At 72.8% G+C, this 20,680-nt stretch carries 2 protein-coding genes; both read left to right on the top strand.

Translation table 11 applies throughout. The features are described from left to right. Positions 1 to 29: 29 nt before the first annotated feature. Entirely contained in the window at positions 30 to 12,869 is a 12,840-nt protein-coding gene (locus tag ACQEU1_RS03120; RefSeq protein WP_433195984.1) for a hypothetical protein, read from the top strand. Positions 12,870 to 12,917: 48 nt separating this feature from the next. Beyond that, positions 12,918 to 20,639: a toxin glutamine deamidase domain-containing protein gene (locus tag ACQEU1_RS03125; RefSeq protein WP_433195986.1), complete on the top strand. Its 7,722-nt coding sequence runs from the start codon at positions 12,918 to 12,920 to the stop codon at positions 20,637 to 20,639. The last annotated feature ends 41 nt before the right edge of the window (positions 20,640 to 20,680 follow it).

Genomic DNA, 20,680 nt, shown 5'->3' on the forward strand with positions numbered 1-20,680 from the left:
ACGATGCGGTCGCGGGATCCTCGGATGGCATGGACATCCAGTTCGATCCGACGCTCGACTGGCTCTGGATCCTCGTGGTGGGCCAGAAAGCGCCGCGCGTCGACGTGGCCGCCGCCCGCGACCTCGCCGACACGTGGCGCGCGAACGGCGGCACGATCCAGGAGCTGATCTACTCCCTGGACACCGCCGCCGCGATGATCGAGTCCGCGATCGGCGGCGAGGTGGGCAGGGCGTTCCGCGGGAACGTCGACCAGCTCACCGTCCACGGCCCGGCACTGGCCGCGCTGGCCGAGAACCAGGCGGGCTCGCTGGAGAACCTCGCGCTCAACGTCGAGTCCGCGAACTACTCGATGATGCTGGAGATCGCGTTCTTCGCCGCGTCGATCATCTGGGCGCTGGCCAGCCCGTTCACCGCACCCCTGGTCCCGTCGTTCGTCACCGGCGCCCGCGTGGCGGTGAAGGAGATCCTCGACAAGCTGGGCGCGTGGGTGATGGTGCTGCGCCAGATCCTGGAGGAGGGCGCGAGCGAGATCGCCCAGGACGCGATGGTGCAGATCACGCAGTTCATCGAGGGCAACCGCAAGTCGTGGGACGAGATGAGCACCGTGATCAGCGGCATCGCGGGCATGGCCGCGGGCGGCCTCATCGCGGGAGCCCACCTGGCCGGCGCCAGGTACGCGCCGAAGTTCTCCGACACCGTCTTCTTCCACGGCATCACCGAGGGCCTGGCGGAAGGCATCGTGGGCCTGGGCGTGGCAGGCGCCACCGGCGGCGACCTGGGCGACGCCGGCCTGGGCGCGGCCGGCGGCACGTTCACCGGCGGCGTGGAGAAGGGGTTCGGCGACGTCAGCGACAAGATCGACCAGATCGTCAACGGGTCCGATGTGGACCTGCCGAACCTGGACGCCTTCGACCCGCCGGTGGTGCCGGGCCCGCCGAGAGGCGGGGACGGAGGATCGGGAGGCGAGGGTTCCGGGGGAGGGTTCGACGGCGGCGACGAGGGTGGGCTGGACGGCGGCGACGATGTCGGCGGGTTCGGCGGCGGTGACGATGTCGGCGGCGTCGGCGGCAGTGGTGACGGCGGGGACGTAGGTGGTGTCAGCGGCGGCGGTGACGTCGGCGGTGACTTCGGCGGTGTGGACGGTGAGACCGACGGAGGAGATCAGCCGCCAGGGCTGGACGGCGACCAGCCACCGGGCGTCGAGCAGCCGCCGGCGGTCGAGGGCGACGGGGTGCCGCCCGTCGGCGACGTGCCGCCGACGGTCGGGTCCACTGTGGACGGGCCCGGCGGACTCCACGGTCCTGGCGGACTCCACGGACCCGGCGGGGTCGCGGTGCCGGTCAAGTTGCCGGTGCAGAGCGGGCCGGTGGTCGGGCCCGGACCGCACGGACCTGGCGGAGGCGTGCTCGGCGACCGCCCGCCCGGCGGAGGCGAGGCCGGCGGCACGGTGCCGGTGGTCACCCCGCCCGCGCCGGTGGTCAGCCCACCGTTGGTGAACCCGCCACTGGCGGAGCTGAACCCACCGCTGGCAGAGCTGAACTCGCCGCCGGAGCAGCTGAGCCCGCCGGTCGCGGAAGTGAACTCGCCGCCGGCGGAGCTGAATTCACCACTGGCGGAGCTGAACCCTCCGGTCGCGGAGCTGAGTCCGCCGCCAGCACAGCTGAACCCTCCGGCCGCGGAGCTGAATCCCCCGCCTGCCCAGCTGAACCCTCCTACGGCGGAGCTGAACGTCCCGGTTTCCAACACTCCGGTCGGCGACGTGCCCGTGAGCCACCCGGCCGTGGACCAGCACCAGATCACCCCACCCACAGCGGACACCTCCGGCGGGCAGCTGCCGACACAACCTTCACCCGAGACGGCCCCTCCGCTCGCCGGACCGTCCGACCAGGTGCGGCCGGTGGGAGACCCGCCGGTGTCGAACGCACCCGTGTCGCATGCACCGGTGGCGAACGGGCCGGCGGTCAGCGAGCCTGTGGTGAGTGGTCCGGCGGTGAGTGGTCCGGTGGACGACCGGCCGACCTCGTCGGTGGTGGGGAACGAGCTGCCGCCCAACGGCTCCGCCACCCCCTCGGCCAACGGCTCCACCAACGGCCCAGCCAATCCTTCGCCGGCGGTGGGCTCCGCGCCGCCGCCCCGGCTCAACGCGGACGTCCCGGTCGGCACGGTGGCACCGCACCCGGTCGAAGCTCCCTCCTTCGAGCTGCCGACCACCACCCCGACCACCACCCCGACCAACACTCCGGTCAGCACTCCGTTCGCGAGCACGGACCCGTTCGCCAACCCCAGCACCGAATCCTCACCCGAGCACAAGGCCGAACCCGTCGGTCGCCTGCCGATCACCCACGAGACCTCCCCAGGCCCGGCCCTCGGCGACCCCGGCACCAACTCCAGCACCAGCCCTGGCGCCACCCCCAGCGGTGACCCGAACGCGGCACCCACCACCGAAACCGCCCAACCCACACCCCAACCCACCCCTCAGCCCGCCACGGCAACTGCCCAGAACACCCGGCCCGCCCCCCAGCCCTACCCCCGCGACGAACTCGCCGGCGCCCCCGCCCACCAACGCGGCCGCGTCCAGACCGCCCCCGGCTGGCCCGCCCCCGTGCGGTCCGCCTTCGAGGTCCGCCGTGCCCGCCAGGACCAGGACGACGTCGTCGAACTCACCGTCGTCGTCGACGTCGACCCCGGCGGCCACCACAGCCCCGAGGTGCGCGACCAGGTGGTGCAGGACGCGCAACGTGCCATCGACACCTTCTACAACGCGCCGGACCTGCGGCTGCGCAACGGTGAGCTGTTGCGGTTCCGGATCGTGCAGCGAGGCGACGGCGATCCGGTGCACCACACCGTCGAGCTCGGCGACCAGGACCAGGAGATCGACCAGCACCACTGGCGGCCGGGGCAACCCGACGCCGTCACCGCCCACGAGTTCGGGCACATGATCGGGCTGGTCGACGAGTACGGCAACCGTCCACAAGGGATCGTCGTCGACGGCACCCTCATGGGGCGCCACGACGACAAGATCGAGGTGCCGCAACGGTACGTGGACGTCCTCGCCCGCACCATCGGCATCGACGACACGGATCCGGCCAGTCGCGACGTGCCCCTGCACGAGAGTGCGGCCGTCACGCCAGAGCTGCCCGCGGGGACGCCCTCGCCGAAGGTCTACACCGGCGGTACGACGACGCAGGTCGTGCACGACGCGCTGCCCGGGTACCTGCGCCAGAGCCGGTCGCTGGGCGGCGCCAAGCAGAGGACGGCGCTGCGGGGCAACGGGGTCGACCTCCAGCGGCAGCTGGCGCAGCTCGCGCCGAACGTCAAGAAGTGGGAGGGGGTCACCGAGGCGGAGAACGTCCTGAAGGTGTCCGTCGGCGACACGCTGAAGGACGGCGGCGCGCGCATCACGCTCAAGGGCGACGGTAAGTTCTACGAGCTGCAGGTGAAGTCCACGTTCGACTGGGCCAACGTCACCGTCGAGCACGACGGCGACTACGAGCTGAGCCTCAAAGCGAAGGACAAGCGCACCACCGAGGAGACGAACGGCCTGTCGCGCACCGGTGACATCGCGCCCGCCGTCCAGGCCACCGCGCTGCCCGGCCTGGTGGTGCAGGTGATCCCGCGCGTCCCGCTGACCGCCGCCGCGCAGCTGGGCGGTGGCCGCAAACGCGAGCTCGCCGGGTCGTTCGGGGTGGAGTTCGACCACCCGATCGAGGTCGACGTGCCGGTCACGGTGGACTTCACGCTCCTGACGCGGGACGGCACCACGACCACGCACTCCGACGACGCCGCCGTCGGGCTCTCACTGGTGAAGTACTCCGCCACGCCGCACACCGCGCCCAGCGCCCTCGACGAGGTGAACGACGTCGAAAAGGACATCCGCGAGAACAGGATCACCACCACCCGCGACACCGCGCTGACCGCCCGCTCCGTCACGCCGCTGCAGGCGCCCCCGCCGAGGAAGGCCGCGGTCGAGGCGATCACGGTGAACCGCGGCACGTCGACGCCCGCCACGGCCACGACGCCCGCCTGGAACCCGCCGCCACCGTTCGCCGACCAGGTCGTCAGCCTGCTGGAGTCCAAGTACGGCAAGGAGATCGCGGTCGGCACCAACGGCAGGAGCGTGATCAACGAGTTCGTCGGCGAGAGCAACATCCAGAAGAACCTCCCGCGGATGACGGTGCTGCCCGGCGCGGACCCCGAGGCCGGCTGGATCACCTCCGACCCGATCTTCCGGGGACGCGGGCGCGGCGGCGTCGACCTGTTCCCCAAGTCCACCAAGATCCAGATGCGTGCGGTCGCCCGCTGGGTGCAGGTCATCGACACCACCCAGACCAGGAAGTTCACCGCGAAGCAGCACCGCCACCACGAGCACTCGGGCGAGTCGTCGGTGTCGCACGGCGCGGGGCTCGCCGGGTTCGTCGGCGGTGGCGCGGACGTCGCCCCCGGCGTGCTGGTCGCGGGCGGCCTCACCGCGAACGTCTCGTCCGACGCGACGGCGACCTCCGGGCTCACGAAGTCCACGGCCGTCAAGGAAGGCCTGGAGGTCAAGGGCAAGGTCGTGCGCTACGAACTGGTCCACGACATCGAGGTGCGCCGGCTCGGAGCGGCGGACCCGGCGGGACCGACCGGCCGCACCCGGCTGCAGGGCCACGTCGGCGCCACCCTCTGGACGTCCGAACGCGAGGCCGTGAAGGCGGGACTCGTGCCCGCCACCGCACCGCCCACCGGCCCGGCGCGGACGAAGCAGGGACCGCCCGAGTTCGAGAGCGGCCAGGCGTTGCTGGGGTCGCTGGAGGACCTGGACAACCGCGAGATCGTCGACCTCACCTTCACCAGGATGCTGTCCAGGCAACCGCTGCGCGAGGGCCGCTACCTCGACCGCAAGAAGTTCGCGCAGCACCTGAAAGACCGCCAGGACAACAAGAAGAGGTTCGTCCAGCGCTTCACCAGCCCCGACATCGACAAGGGCAAGCTGACCGGCAAGGTCGCCGAGGCGCTCGCCACGGGCGCGAAGCTCTCGGACTCGTTGTCGGAGCAGGAGCTCGCGCTGCTGGTCGACCAGCTCACCGGGCCCGGCCTCGCCGTCCCGCTCAAGCAGACGGGCTGGCTGCACGACCGCGACGTGACCATCGTGCTCAAGGCGACCATGGGCAACCTCGCAGAAGGACCGCTCCTCACCGCCGACGAGGCCGCCGGGCTGTACAAGAGCAACGACGTCATGCGCGTCGAGGACAAGCGCAAGCGGGAGACGGAGGCCGGGGGAGGGCCGCAGGGACGCGTGCTCGCCCCGCTCGGCCAGGGAACGCCGAGCACCACCCCGTTCGGCGTGCTGCTGGTCGGGGTGCGCGGCGCGCGGGCGTGGGCGTCGGAGAGCGGCCAGACCATCGAGGGCAAGCGCGCCGTCACCCGCCGCCGCGGCGACACCATCGACGACGCCGGCGAACTGGGCGAGCGCAGGATGCGCCAGTTCACCGCGCAGCTCACCATCTCCGGCGACGTCACCTACCGCGAACGACACAACCGCAAGGCGCGCAAGGTCAGCTTCGGCCGGCCCGGCCGGCACGCGCCGGCCACCGAGACGATCACCGCCCCGGCACCGATCACGCTGGACGCGCGCATGCTCGTGCCGGAGGTGTTCCTCGCCGACGTCGATCCCACCGCCACCCCCGCCGCGCCTCCCGCCCCGCCCCCGGCACGGCCGGTCGCCGGGCCCGTCCCGAAACCGCACGCGCTGCCGCCCGCCACCTCGCGCCGGTTCGACGACATCGAGGTCGTGTCGTTCACCGGAGCCAAGACGGTGCAGCAGTCCGCGGAGGACGTGCTGAGCACCGCGTCCGGCCAGGACCCGATCGTCCGGTCGCGCAACGAGGCCATCGGGCAGGCGATCAACGCGCGGTTGTCCCCTGACGCGCTGAAGAGCGATCCCCGCCTGTTCAACCGCGCCACCGTCATCGACTCGGGCGAGCTGCAGTACGAGCGCCGCGCCGAGGACCTGGTCGCGTCGCTGGGCGTGTCGTTCAAGCCGAAGCTGTCGGCACGCCAGGTGACCGCCGAGGAGTTCCAGGAACAGGTCCACGCGCTGGAGGGCTCGACGAAGTCCGTCGGCAGCGGCGGCACCACCGACCAAATTCGGGCCTACGTCGTGGCCGTGCCGGTGCTGACCCAGCGCCACTACACCCCGGCGGCGGGCGGGGTGAACGAGGTCGGCGCGCGCGGCATCTTCGTCGTCGTCGCGTCGCCGTACGCCGCCTCGCGGACCAGGACGACGGAGGACCACCTGGAGAGCGGTGAGGCGTTCTCGGTCGGCACGCCACCCCAGCGGATGATCCTCGCGCGGCTCGACGTGGAGGCCATCGTCGTCGCCGAGGCCCAGCACAAGGGCAACCTCAGCTTCGGCCTCGCCTCACCCGATCCCAGCACGACGAGCGGCGAGGTGCGGGACCTGCCGGAGTCGATGCTGGTCTGGCTCACCGAGGACCAGTACGCCGAACTCAGCACCGGCACGGCGCCCGCACACCCCGCACCGCCCGCCGCGCGGACGATCGCCCCGCCCGTCACGCTGACGCCGAACGCGTCGGCCAGGCCGTCGGTCGGGCTCGGTGGCATCGTCGACCCGATCGACCTCACCGGCACGATCGACGCGCTGCGCGTGAAGATCGCCGGCAACACCGCGCTCGGCGGCACCCCGGCGGAGCGGCAGGCACTCGCGGACCGGTTGCTGCCGGACAGCACGCTGGATCCGCGCAACCCCAACATCGCCAAGGTCAAGGAGCTGCTCTCCGAACCGAACCGGATGCTCAACAGCCTCGTCAACGGCGGCACCACCACGACGTTGCGGCTCGAGGACCGGCTGAGCGGCCGCACCTACGAGCTGACCGTGGACGCGACCTTCCGGGCGGCACCCGGTCCCGGCGTGGTGCGGATCGTCAAGGACTTCAAGGCGTCCGTGACCGCGAAGCTCGGCACGGAGAAGACCCGCACGCGGGTGAGGTCGCTGCTCACGCTCATCGCGTCGGCCCGCCCGGCGATGTCGATCCGCGAGCAGGCCGGGGCCGCCACCGAGGACGGCCGGGCGCAGGGCCAGGTCGGCGGCGGCTTGGGCGTGGAGCACATCTCGGGTCTGCGCACGGACGCGAAAGCGGTGCAGGACAAGGGGGAGTACGCGCACTCCGCGAAGTCCCGAGGCCCGGCCGCCGTCCACCACGGGCAGCTCGACGTGACGGTGAAGATCCGGCGGCACGGCACCGTACTGGCCGACGTCACGCAGACCGAGGACGTCGACCTCACCCGGATCGCCGAGGAGTCGTTGCCGCGGCCCAAGGGGAGCAGGCTCGGCGAGGGCGGCGCGCAGCACCGGCCGAAGATCCTCGCGCCCGGCGACCGGGACCTCACCGGCTGGCGCACCACCCGGTCCGACGGCACACCGACGACGAAGCTGCCCGGCCTCGGCACCTACTGGACCGAGCACTACCTCGGCGACGTCGACGTCCTGCGGCACCACGCGAAGACCGTGCTGGAGCACTCGGGCGTCAAGATCACGCCTGAGGTGGAGCGGTCGCTGAAGGCGTCCATCACCCCGGCGAGCGTGCGCGCGGCGTTGCCCGCGGGCGCGTCCGGCACGTTCAAGCTGCCGTTGCCCAAGGGCCTCGACCGCGACCTGGAGATCCACATCCGGTTGCCGCAGAAGCCGCGGTTCGCGAGCACCAGTGCGAACGTCGAGGTGACCTCGAAGCGGTCGGAGACGCACGGGGAGAAGGAGACCCTCAAGACCGGCGGTGAGTTCGAGGTCATCGAGACCGCGCCGTTCGGCACCGGCGGCGAGTCCGCCCCGGCCCCGCAGGCCGCGCCCGGCGAGACCCCGCCGCCGCGCAACGCCTTCGCCGACAAGTCCGGCTCCGCGCAGCGTCAGTACACGAACTTCACCGGGCCGGACACCGAACAGGTCGAGGTCGAGGCGTCTGAGGAGACGTCGGTGCCCGACCCGGTGCTCGGGTCCGCGCACACCACGAAGGACGAGGTGACCCGCGCGCTGCTGCTCGACGCCGAGTTCCGCTTCGTCGTGCGGCGCACGAAGTCGATGTCGCGCCAGGAGGAGATCACCTACCAGGACGTGACCGTCACCGACGCGTACGTGCTGCGCATGTCGGACGTCGAGGCCGTCACGATGACGGGCTCGACCCTGCCGCCGAGCCTCCTCACCGCCACGACGGACCTGGCGGCGAAGGGGAAGGCGTGGGAGGACGCCGAGAAGGCCAAGCGGGGCGCCGACGCCCGCCTGGACAGGGCGAAACGCCCGCTCGTGCAGGCGGACCGGGACCTGGCCCGCGAACTGAAGACGCGCGACGGGCGCCTGGCCGACCGCAAGCAGCGCGAACGCAGCGCCTTCACGAACTACCGGCGCGCGAACTCACCGGCCGCCGGCCCCCTGGTGAACGAGATCCTCAAGGCGCGCAAGGACAAGAAGGCCGCCGCCACCCAGGTGGAGACACTGCGGTCGTTGTTCGCGGCGCGCGGAATCACCACGCTGGTCAAGGCCTACAACGAGGCGGTGGACCACGAGCAGGCGACCGCCGCGCAGCTCACCGCGGCCGAGAACGACTGGTGGACGGCCAAAGCACGCCACGACAGGGAAGTCGCGGCGCTGCAGCACCAGGAGGAGGTGGCGCTGGGCATCTCGGCGCCGTCGCTCGCGGTGCCGCCTCCGGTGCCAGCGCCAGTGCCTGTGCCGCAGGCGGGGCCGGGCATCCCCGCCCCGACGAGGCAGCCGCCGCCGGTGCCGGGATCCCAGTCGGCGCCGGCCATTCCCGAGCCCACGAGGCGGCCGCCGGATCCGCCGGCGTCGACGAGCTCGTCGCGTCCGGCACCCCAGGACTCCGGCTCGCACCCCGCACACCCCAGGACGCCGAACACCCGGCACGCCGAGGACGTCCTCGGCGACGAGTCGTGGCGTCACGACCCCTCGACCACCGCCGACTGGTTCGCCCCGGCCGGGCGACCGGACCCCGCCACGTGGGCGGACCGCCGCGAGGACGCGCACGTCCGCACCGTCGACGTGGTCGTGCACGACCTCCGCACCGACAGCACCCCGGCGAATCCCCAGTCCTACCTGGGACTCGTCAACTACGACCTGCGCCGCATCGAGACCAGCCCCGGTGACTTCGTGCAGGAGTACACGGTCAAGGTGCACCTGGACCCGTCGCCGAACGCCACCCCGGAATCGGTCGCACGGCTCAGGGAGAAAGCCCTCAACGGCGTCAACTCCTTGCTGAACAAGGGATACCGCCTGCCCAGCGGTGACCGCTTCCACCTGAACCTCGAGTTCACCAGCGACCCCGAGCAGGCGCACACCAGCATCGCGGTGGACCCCGGCAACCGGAACGCCGACCAGACGCACTGGCACCCGGACACCAGCCAGGAGGTGCTGGCGCACGAGGTCCTGCACTACCTCGGCGTTCCGGACGAGTACCGCGACACCACGCGCGTGTTCCAGCAGCACGGCCGGAACTCGGGCGTGCACGAGAACGACGGCGGCCTCATGGGCACGGGCGTCCACGGCACGGAGCCGGGGTTGCGGCCGCGCCACCTGTGGCTGGTCGAACGCACCGCCACCAGCCAGGTGATGGTCCCCGACACGAGGCTCGACGATCCCGGCACGACGGCCAGGACCGCCCCCGCCCACCGGCCGGATCCCGCCACCGCAGACCAGACCAGCCGTGCCCACCAGCCGCTTCCTGCCACTGCGGAGCAGAGCAGCCCCGCCCGCGAGTCGCTTCCCGCCAGTGCGGAGCAGAGCAGCCCCGCCCACCAGCCGAATCCCGCCGCCGAGCACCCCACCCGTTTCCACCAGCCGATTCCCGCTGCCGCCGAGCACGCCACCCCCGCCCACGACCCGCTTTCCGCCGCCGAGCACGCCACCCCAGCCCGCGAGTCGCTTCCTGCCGCCGAGCACGCCACCCCAGCCCGCGAGTCGCTTCCTGCCGCCGAGCACGCCACCCCAGCCCGCGAGTCGCTTCCTGCCGCCGAGCACGCCACCCCAGCCCGCGAGTCGCTTCCTGCCGCCGAGCACGCCACCCCAGCCCGCGAGTCGCTTCCTGCCGCCGAGCACCCCACCCCAGCCCACGAGCCGCTCCCTGCCACCGCGGAGCAGGCCACCCCAGCCAACCAGCCGAATCCCCAAGCCACCCCGCAGGACGGCGACCCCGAGGCGCCCGCCAGGCCCGCGCCCGGCGGGTTCCCCGGCGAGTTCTCCCAGAGCGGGCCCCTGCACCCGCACCCGCCCGCCGTGGACAAGGCCGGGCTGGTGGAGTCGGTGCTGCGCGCCGCGTCGTTCCAGCAGGTGCACCTCGCCCAGGCGAGCCCGCTGGTCGGCAGGAGCGCCGTGGAGTCCACTGTGGACCACATCGCCGCCGACGTCCGGAACCACCCCGGCCGGCACGCCTACCCCGAGCTGACCGCGCAGCGCCTCGCGGACTGGGTCGCGAGCCTGGTCGGCTCCGCGGCGCTGGCGAAGTACCACCCCGACCTCGCGCCGAGGCAGCACGGACTCAGCGCCGAGGACGAGGAACGGCTGTGGCGGGCGGCGCTCGCGAGCGACCTCGTGACCGGCTCGGCCAAGCGCTGGCAGATCGCCGACGCCGGGCTCACCGGCGAGGGCATGACCGAGGGCGATCTCGACGTCATCGACTACATCGCCCGGTTCACGGCCGAGCACGGCGTGGTGCCGTCCCCGGCCGACCTCGTGGCGCAGGGACTGCGGACGCCGTCGTGGCACGACTCCGTGGTGGGAGAACGGCTGCCCGGTGCGGTCGCGCAGGCCCTGGACCTGCGTCTCGCCGTCGACCACGACGGCGGGACGACCTACCACGGTGTGGCCGGCTCGCCGGACGTTCGGCTGCGGCTGCACGACGGCACGTTCAGCGCGCTCGGCGGACCGACGCCGCAGGAGCTGCGCGCGGGCTTCGGGGCCTGGCTGGAGGGCGCGTCCGTCGCCGAGGTCGAGCAGGTCGTCGAGGACCTGCGCTTCGGCGGGCGCGACGAGGCGCTGTACCACGAGGCCGAGCTGATCCTGCTGTTCAAGCAGGCTTCCGCGCACCGCGAGGGTCCGGAGGGGTTCAGGAGCGACCTGTTGGCGCAGTCGGCGGACCTGCACCGCCGGATCGAGGAGGCGATGCCCGAACCCACCTGGCGGCCCGCGGCGCTGCGGTCGAAGGAGGAGCTGGAGCAGGAGGCGGCTCGCCTGAAGCAGGTCGAGGCGCTCACCGCCGAGGTCTCCGAGGTGGACGGGAAGGTCGCGGCCCTGGAGGCCGAGGCCGAGCGACTGTGGCTGGTCCACACCCTCGACTCCTCGGTCGCGGGCAAAGGCGTGGACCGGTTCGACAAGGTCCCGCGGCAGAGGCTCCACGAGATCGAGGACCACCTGACTCGGCAGGTCGAGGCGGCACGGCGGGTGGGCTTCGATCCGGCGGTGCTGACCTCCCTGCTGCACCGGGTCAAGGACGAACCGGCCGTGCGCGACTGGCTGGCGGAGCTCTCGCTGACAGGTCTGGACGAGACGCAGACCCGGCTGGACAACGCGAGGGAGGGGTTGCAGGGCTACCGCGCGGGCAAGGACGCGAACGCCGGCGTCAAGGGTCTGGCCAAACGGATGTTCGGAGCCGGTGCCGACACCTCCGTCGACTTCGACGAGAAGATCCGCCAGGCCGAGGAGCTGGTGCGGAGCTTCGAGCGCATGGCGTCGCTCGCGGACGACCCGGACTACCGCGACCGGTTCGCCAGGTCCGCGGCCGTGCACGCGCGCATGCGGGACTCCCGGGTCGCCACGGACAAGGCGCTGCGAGCCGTGAACGCCCTGGTCGACACCGAGGTCAGCCGGCTGCGTCGGCAGCAGCGCGACGCGGCGCCGGAGAACCCGGGCGGCACGTCCAGCCGGCTCTCCGGACAGCAGCGGCTCGAAGCGTTCCGCTCCTCCCTGTACGGCAAGAACGCGGAGGAGCTCGCCGACATCAACCTGGAGAACCTGGCCGACCCGAACCGGGTTGCCGAGATCGCCCGGATGGTGCGGTACATGGACATCGCCGCCAAGGAGGGCGGTCTCGGGCAGCACGCGCAGGACCTCCTGCGGCAGATCGACGAGACGAGGCGGCAGGCGGGCGAGGTGAAGCGCGTGGCCGGTGCGCTGCCGGGCACGCTGACGAACCTGCTGATGAGCCGGGGCGAGGCCGACCGGCGGGCGCGGCTCGACGAGCTGCGCCACCACGAGCGCAAGCTCGCCGACGACCTGAAGAACCTGCAGGACGACCGCGCGGTCGTGCTGACGGTGTTCGCGCTGGCCGTGCACACCCAGCCGGACGAGAACGGCTGGGACCTGCTGACACCGCACGATCTCGAGCTCATCGAGGACCACGTCACCGACCTGTTCCGCGCCGCGCGGTTGGGAGAGGTCCCGACCCCGCAGCTCGACCTGCTCTACGACCGGGTCAGGCAGGAGCGCCTCCGCCACTCGCCCGGCCAGGACACGGCACAGCAGAACCCCGCCGACCCGAACCCCGCCGACCAGGATTCGAACGAACAGGCGCAGGCATCCCGGCGCCGGTCACGGCCGTTCATGCGGCGGTCCGCGGACCCGATCGCCGCCGGCATCTCGCCGCGGTCGTTCCACGCCTCGTTGTACGGTCTGGAGGTCACCGCCCTGCAGGAACTGCTCAAGGCCCACAGCGGTGACGAGGAGCGCACGGCCGCGATCCAGGAGATGATCGACATCGCCGCGGACGCGCGCACCGTCGAGATCTACGACAAGCGCACGGGGATCGCCGAGGAGAGGCTCAAGGCCCTGAAGGCCCGCGCCGGCAGGGATCCGGACGCGGACCAGTAGGTCCAGTGGTACCGCAAGCGGGTCGACCGGCTCACGGGCAACCGCGACGTGGCGTTGACCGTGTTCGCGTTGAAGCTGCCCGACGATCCGGCCCACCGGGGCTGGCGTGGGCTCGGCGACGAGGACCTGGCGGTCGTGCGGACGCACGTCGAACGGCAGATCGGCGCCGCGAAGGCGGTGGGTCAGCCGACCGGCCGGCTCCAGCACTTCCTGGACTTCACCGAACGGCTCCAGTGGCAGCGCGCCGTCCAGAGCACCTCCGGGCAGGCGACGAAGGTGCCCGCCTGGTACACGCGGAAGGCCGCCTTCAAGGCGCTGGGCGGCCCGGCGTCACCGGAGGCGATCGCGGGTCTGGAGGCGTGGCTGCAGGGCAAGTCCCTCGCCGAGGTCGGCGAGATCGTCACCGAACTGCACCGCACCCGTCCCTCCGAGGAACTGCACGACGCGGCCCGGCGCGTGCAGGCGTTCAAACTGGCGGCCGCGCACCCCGGCGGCCCCCAGGGCTACCTGAACGGGCTGCGGGAGCGGTCGGCGGACCTGCGCGAGCGGATCGACGACGCGGAGCTCAAAGCGTTGTGGAAGCCGCAGGTGCTCCAGACGCGCGCGGAACGCGTCAAAGAGGCCGCGCGCAGGCGTGAGATCGCGGACCTCACCGACCAGCTCTCCAGCGCGAACAGCCGGATCGACGCGCTGACGCGAGACCGGGTCACGGCGACCCTGGTCGACTCGCTCGACAAGCTGGTCGCCGACCCGGACGAGCAGGAGATCGTCCGGCTCGCGCCGCGCGTGCTCGACGACCTGACCGAACACCTCGCGCGGCAGATCGAGGCGGCGGAGCACGCGGGGTTCGACACGGCCGGTCTGGAGGCGTTGCGGGAGCGCCTGACAGACGAGCAGCGCGTGCGCGAGGTGCTGACCGAGGTGACGATGCACGGCCTGGAGAGGTTGCAGGCCCGGTTGCGCGACGACATCGAGTCTCTGGAGGGCTTCCTCGCGCGCAAGGCGGCGGGCCCTGGCATCGGAGGAATGCTCACCCACGTGCTCGGTGGTGACAGCTCCCTGGACCAGCGGATCAGGGACAACGAGGCGCTGATCGACGAGCGCCGGCGGCGGCTGGCGCTCGTCGACCACCCGGCCTACCGCGACCGTTTCGCCAACGCCCTGGGCCTGCACGCGAAGCTGCACAACCTGAACCAGACCACGGAAAGGGTGCAGGAGGCGGCGGAGCGCAGGCAGGCGGAGGAAACGCGGCTGCGGCGCGCCGAGCTGCGCCGCGCGGCCGCGGAGGACTCGTCCTCGCGCGAGCTGTCCGAACGACAGCTGCACGACGCCTTCCGGTCGACGTTGTTCGGCAAGTCCCTCGCCGAGCTCGCCCACCAGAACGAGCTGCACCGGGGCAACCCGGACCGGCGGCTCGAGATCGAGCAGGTGACGCAGTACCAGGAGATGGCGCGCAACCCCGGCGGCATCGACCAGCACCAGCGGGATCTCCTGGCGCGGATCGACGACACCAAACGCGAGATCACGGCCCTGACGCACGTCCTGGACGTGCTGCCGGACGTGTTGACCACCAAGCCGATGCAGGCCGGCAGGGAGAAGCGCCGGGAGGACCGGCGCCGGCTCGTGGAGCACCAGGGTGCCCTCATGAACCAGCTGGACAGGCTGAAGTTCGACCGGCGCAACGCCCTCACGGTGCTCGCGCTGAGCCTGCCAGCCGATTCGGAGGCCGGCTGGAAGCTGCTGACGCCGCGGGACGTCGAGCTGGTCGAGGACAACGTCGCCGAGCTGATCCGCCACGCCAGGGTCGCGGGCCTGGTCACCCCGCAGCTGGACGACCTGTTCGACCTGTTGTGGAACAGGAGGATCGGCGATCCGGTCGCGCTCCCACCGGACGAGCACGCCGGACCGGACGCCCAGGAACCGGAACCGGCGGTACCCGTGACCGAGGCGCCCGCGGGAACGCGGCCGTTCCAGCGGGACCCGGCGACCCTGTCCGAGCACCCCGACGTGGACCGGGTGCTGCCCGGCGGTCTCGGTCCCGTCCAGCAGGGCACGCCACTGAAGTCGTTCGAGGCCTCGTTGTACGGCATCGACGCCGGGAAGCTGCGCGAACTGCGGCAGCGCTACGAGGGTGACCCGCGGCGCGCGGACGTGATCCGCAGGATGATCCGGCTCTCGCACGACGCGGTGCGGCCGGATCTCTACGAGCTGCGCGTGCGGTCCGCGCAGGAACGGCTCACCGAAGCTGAAGCCGCCCGCTCCCGGCGCCGGGCCGATGCCGAGCTGGAAGGCGAGGAGCCCGGGAGGGACCGCAGGCTCGAGTGGTTCCAGGACCGGGTCGACCAGCTCGCGGACGACCGCGACGCGGCGCTCACCGTCCACGCGCTGGGACTGCCCGCCGACCCCGGGGACGCCGGGTGGCGCCGGTTCGACGACGCCGACCTCGACGCCGTGCGGGCCCACGCCGAGCGGCGGTTGCACGACGCGGAGGAGGGCGGTCACCCGGCCGACCACCTCAGGAGGTTCCTGGACTTCACCCGCAAGCTCCGCCGGGAGCGGGTTCCCGTGCCCTCCAGGGGAAGGACGACGCGACCGGCGCAGTACGCCCGCGCCGGGGCCTTCCGCGCGCTCGGCGGCCCCGAGTCGCCGCAGGCACGCGCGGGCGTGGAGGCGTGGCTCGAGAGCAAGTCCCCTGACGAGGTCGGCAAGATCGCCGGCGACTTCCTGCGCGCGGGCCACCAGGGTCTGCACGAGGTGGCGCAACGGATCCTGCTCTTCAAACGCGCTGGGGCGCACCTGGACGGCCCGCAGGGGTACCTGAACGACCTGCTGGCACGCTCGGCGGAGCTCCGGCGCCGGATCGCGGACACGAAAGCGGCGGCCACCTGGACGCCGGCGGCACTGCGGTCGGAGGAGTCCCGCGCGCGAGAGGCCGCGCGCTCGGCCGAGGTGGAGGAACTCGCCGGCCTGCTCGCCGACGCGGACGGTCAGATCGAGACGCTGCGGACCCACCGCGATCACGTGGGCCTGGTCCACGCCCTCGACGCCTTCGTCGCCGGTCAGGACGCGAGCGAGCTCGACCACGTCGAGGACGACCTGCTCGCCGAGCTCGACGAACACCTGGCGCGCCGGATCGAGGCGGCGGAGACCGCCGGTCTCGACGTCACCGGCCTGCGCGCGTTGCACGAGCGGGTGCGCGCCGAGCCGGACGTGCGCCGGGTGCTCGCCGAGGCCGCGCAGCACGGCCTGGACAGGCTGACCACCCGCCTGGACGACACCAGGGAATCGTTGAGCCGCCTCAGGTCGGGTGCGGCGGACAAGGCCGGCCTGCTGGGCCGCGTCACCGGCTGGGGCGCCGATCCCGAACTGGCCCAGCAGATCAGCGACGCCGAGGAGGTGATCGCGCGGACCGAGCGGCAGCTGGCGTTCGTGGGCGACCCGGCCTACCGGAACCGCTTCCTCAAGGCCGCGGACCTCTACTCCCACCGCTGGCGGTCCCAGCACGCCGTGCGGAAGGCGGTGAGGGCCGCGGACAACCTGGTGGAAGCCGACATCGCGGCTCGGCGGAGGCGGCTGCGGGCCGAGACGGCGGCCGCCACCGCGCAGGATCCTCCCGCGCTGTCCGATCAGCGGGTGCGTGCGGGGTTCCGGGCGTCGTTGTTCGGGAAGTCCCCCGGAGAACTGAGCCTGCTGACCGCCCGGCACCGGGGCGACGCGGGACGGCTGGCCGACATCGAGCACGTGCGGCGGTACCGCGCGATCGCCGGCACGCCGCACGAGCTCAGGCGGCAGGCAGGCGAGCCGGCCGCCGGCCCGAGCGGTGCGCGGGCCGACGCGCTCACGATCCTCGCGCTGGCGTTGCCCCCCGACCCGGCCGCGCCGGACTGGGAACTGCTGACACCCCTGGACGTCGAGCTCGTCGAGGACCACGTCGAAGGCCTGATCCTCGACGCCCGGATCGCGGGCGTCCCGACCCCGGCGCTGGATCGCCTGCACGACATCGTCCGGGTGATGCGGATGAACGACGCGGTCGCGTTCACGCCGCAGGAGACGCCACCTGCCGCGCCGCGGTCGGACGCGCGGCCGTTCATGGTGGCGGCGGGGGCGCGGCCGGAGTCGCCGGACGTGGACCTGGTGCTGCCCGGCGGTTTCGAGCCGGTGCTGGAGGGCACGCCGCTGGGCTCGTTCGAGGCGTCGCTGTACGGCGTGGACACCGGGACGCTGGAGGACATGCGGCAGGCGTACGGCCGGGACGCGGAACGGCTCGCGGCGATCGAGCGGATGATCGGGCTCGCCGCGCTCGCGCAGTCGCCCGCCGTCTACGACCGGCGCGCGCGGATGGCGGCGGACCTGCTCGCCAAGGCCGAGACCGAGCAGGTGCGGTGGTCCGCCGCCGACCTCCTGCCCGACCGCTTCAAGACCCGGTGGATGCGCGCGGCCGCGGCCGACCGGCAGGACGACGTCGACCGGAACGTCCGGAGCCATCGGGAGCTGGTCGACCGGTTCGCGGACAACCGCGCCGCGGCGCTCGCCGTGTACGCGCTGGCGTTGCCCGACGATCCCGCCGACGACAGGTGGGGCGGACTGGGCGACGACGACCTCGCGGCCGTGCGCGCCCACGTCGAGCAGCAGGTCCGCGACGCCGCGCCGGGTGGGCATCCGACCGGGCACCTCACGCTGTTCCTGGACTTCACCCGGCGGCTGCTGGACGACCGCCACCGGCAGGACGTGCGCCCCGCGCCCCCGAACCCCGGCCTGCGCACGACGGCCTCGCCGCCGGCGCCCGGTGTGCGGCACGGCGAGGACGTGCTCGGCGACGAGTCGTGGCGGCACGACCCGGCGCGGACGGCGGGCTGGTTCGCCCCGGACGTGCCGGGGGATCCGGACGAGTGGGCGGATCGTCGTGAGGGTGCGCACGTGCGGACCGTGGACCTGGTGGTGCACGACCTGCGCACCGACAGCACGCCGAAGAAGCCCCGGTCCTTCCACGGCCTGGTCCGCTACGACCTGCGGCGGATCGAGACCCGGCCGGGCAGGTTCGTGCAGGAGTACACCGTCAGGCTCCACCTCGACCCCGCGCACGGGGTCAGCCCGGACACGGTGCGTCGGGTCAAGGCGACGGCGCTCGACGGCGTGAACTCGGTGCTCAACAAGGGATACCGGGTGCCCAGCGGGGACCTCTTCCACCTGAACCTGGAGTTCACCGACGACCCCGCGGACGCGCACGCCACCGTCAGGGTCGATCCGGCCGCCGCCGTCGACCAGACGCGCTGGGGGCCTGACTCGAGCCCGAAGGCGTTGGCGCACGAGGTGTTGCACTACCTGGGTGTCCCGGACGAGTACCAGGACCCGTCGCGGGTGTTCCTGCGACGCGGTGGGAACTCCGGCGTGCACGAGAACGACGGCGGTCTGATGGGGACCGACGTGCACGGCGTGGATCCGGGGTTGCGGCCGCGGCACCTCTGGCTGGTCGAGCGCACGGCGAACAGCCAGGTGATGGTGCCCGACACCAGGTTGGACGAGCCGGCCGTGCCTCGGGTGGCGCCGGTGCGCGACGGCGGCGCCGTGCCGCCGGCTACCCGGCGCGCGCCGGACCGTGCTCGTGACCAGCTCCGGCTGCTCGCGGAGACGCCGGTGACCGGTGTCCGCCGCGACGCCGACGTGCACCTGTGGACCGGTGCGCTGGCCGAGGCAGGCTTCGGTGGCGTCAAGCGGGTGTTCCTCGTCGGCGAGACCACGTACAGCGCGGTCGCGGTGCGGGGTGAGGGGGACGGCTATCTCGTGCTCGATCCCGCCGTGGACGCGCACACGCCGTTGACCGTCGCGCAGTGGGCCGCCGCGCTGGGGGTCGAGGTGGCGGACGGTGATCCGAACCAGGTGGTGGAGTGGGAACTCGGCGAGACCCCGGTACGACCGCGGTACGAGGCGGCGCCGGAGCTGGAACGGCCGGAGCTGCTGATCGCGGACGCCGCTCCGTTCGCGCCGCCGTGGGCCGACACGCGGCCTGATCCGGCGGTGCGCCGACCTTTCGCCGACTGGTACGGGTCGCTGTCAGGGGAGGCGAGGGCGCGGTTCGCGGAGCAGGCGGGTGCGATGAGCGCGTTGCGGTTGCGGTTCTTCCACGACGCGTTCCCCGCCACGGGTGAGCCGGAGTTGTTCCCGTCGTGGGACACCGTGGTCGAGGCCGCCCGCGCTCATCTCGCCGCGCTCGACGAGGAACGCCGACAGGACCTGGCCTACTACGCCGGCGAGAGCGTGGCCGCCGTGGGGTCGGATCTGGACGACGAGACCTACCGGGAGTTGTACGACCTCGCCACCTACTGGGCCGATGTGCTGCCGCGCAACGAGATGCGGCGCGTGGTCGGCCTCGCCGCCGCGGACCGGGGAGCCGAGGTCGCGGACGACGACGCGGAGTCCACTTCGGACGGAACGGAGATCGCGGGGCCGGGCAGCGACTTCCCGCTGTTCCGCCGGCCGGACGACGTCGACTCCTCGTACTACCACGTCTTCACGGCCGGGGAGATGACCGGCGACTGGGCTCCCGAGCTCGACGCGGCGCCGCCGCGGCTGACCGAACTCCTGCACCGGGCGGTCCCTCCCGGCACGGCGTTCGCCGAGCCCGGCTCGTTCGTCCGGCTGATCAACGGCTCCGTGCTCGGGCAGCAGGGGCGGCTGGAGAACTGCGTCGACTGCGCGCTCGCGTTCCTGGAGACCTGGCAGGGCAGGCCGCGCACGGCGGGGGCGGGGGAGGGCGTGCAGGAGCTGAACGTCAAGGTCCAGTACGAGATGGTGCGCCGGAGCCAGGGACACCACCCGGAGTGGGTCGGGCGTGGACCCGCCGCGCTCACACGGGTGATCGAGGCCGTGCGCGAAGGCGGGCACGGCGCGGGCGCGGTGGTGCTCGGCAACGGGTTGCGCCACAACGGGCACGCGTGGAACGTCGTCAACCACCGCGGCACCGTCCACGTCGTCGATCCGCAGTTCGGCACGGTCGTGCCCGCCGATGGACACGTGCACCCGGCGATGTTCGGCGTGTACGCCCTCGTGCTCGACGGCAGGGGAGCCCGAGTCGAGGACCTCGGCGTCGACCCCGGGAACCCGTCGATCTCCTCCGGCAGCGTCGACGAGCCGGAGACCCGCGACCAGCGGTTCGAACCGGTTCCCGACGGCGTGACGACGACCGCGGGCGGGGTGCACGTCTACCAGCGGCCGTTCCCCGGTGTGGACGGCGACCTCGGCCAGTTCGCCGACGAGTGGCGGGCCGAGGCCGAGTCGGCGGCCGACCTGCTCGCCCGCCTGCCGGACGACGTGCGGGCGGAGGCCGATGCGGTCGCACGGCGGCTCGTGGCGTCGCGCGTGCCGGCTCCCGTCGCCGGGGAGACCGCGGGGGAGGCGGCGCAGTCCGCCCAGCTGGCCGACGAGGTGCGCGTGGTGGTGGCGCACACCTACGTCCAGTTCGGTCTGGAGCTGGCGACGGAGCGTGGCGCCGAGTTGCGGGACCGGTTCGGCCTCGAGCCCGCCGGCACCGACCGGCCGCACCTGATTCCGCTCGTCGACACCGCCGGCACCGTGTTCGGCGCGGGGTTCGTCTCCTCCGCTGAGGGGCCGGCGGACCCGCGGCCGGGTGGCAGCGCCCCGCTGAGGCGGATCGGCCCGGAGTTCGCGGTCACCGAGGAGGACCGGACGGCGTTGCTGCTCGCCGCCGACGTCCTGGCCAGGGCGGGCGGCCGGGGCGAAAGGGCAGATGCCGCCGATGACCGCGCACGATGACGACACCGCGGCGGGCACCCGGTAGCAGACTTCAGGCGTCG

This window comes from Lentzea sp. CA-135723, from assembly GCF_050936595.1.
Classification (GTDB): domain Bacteria; phylum Actinomycetota; class Actinomycetes; order Mycobacteriales; family Pseudonocardiaceae; genus Lentzea.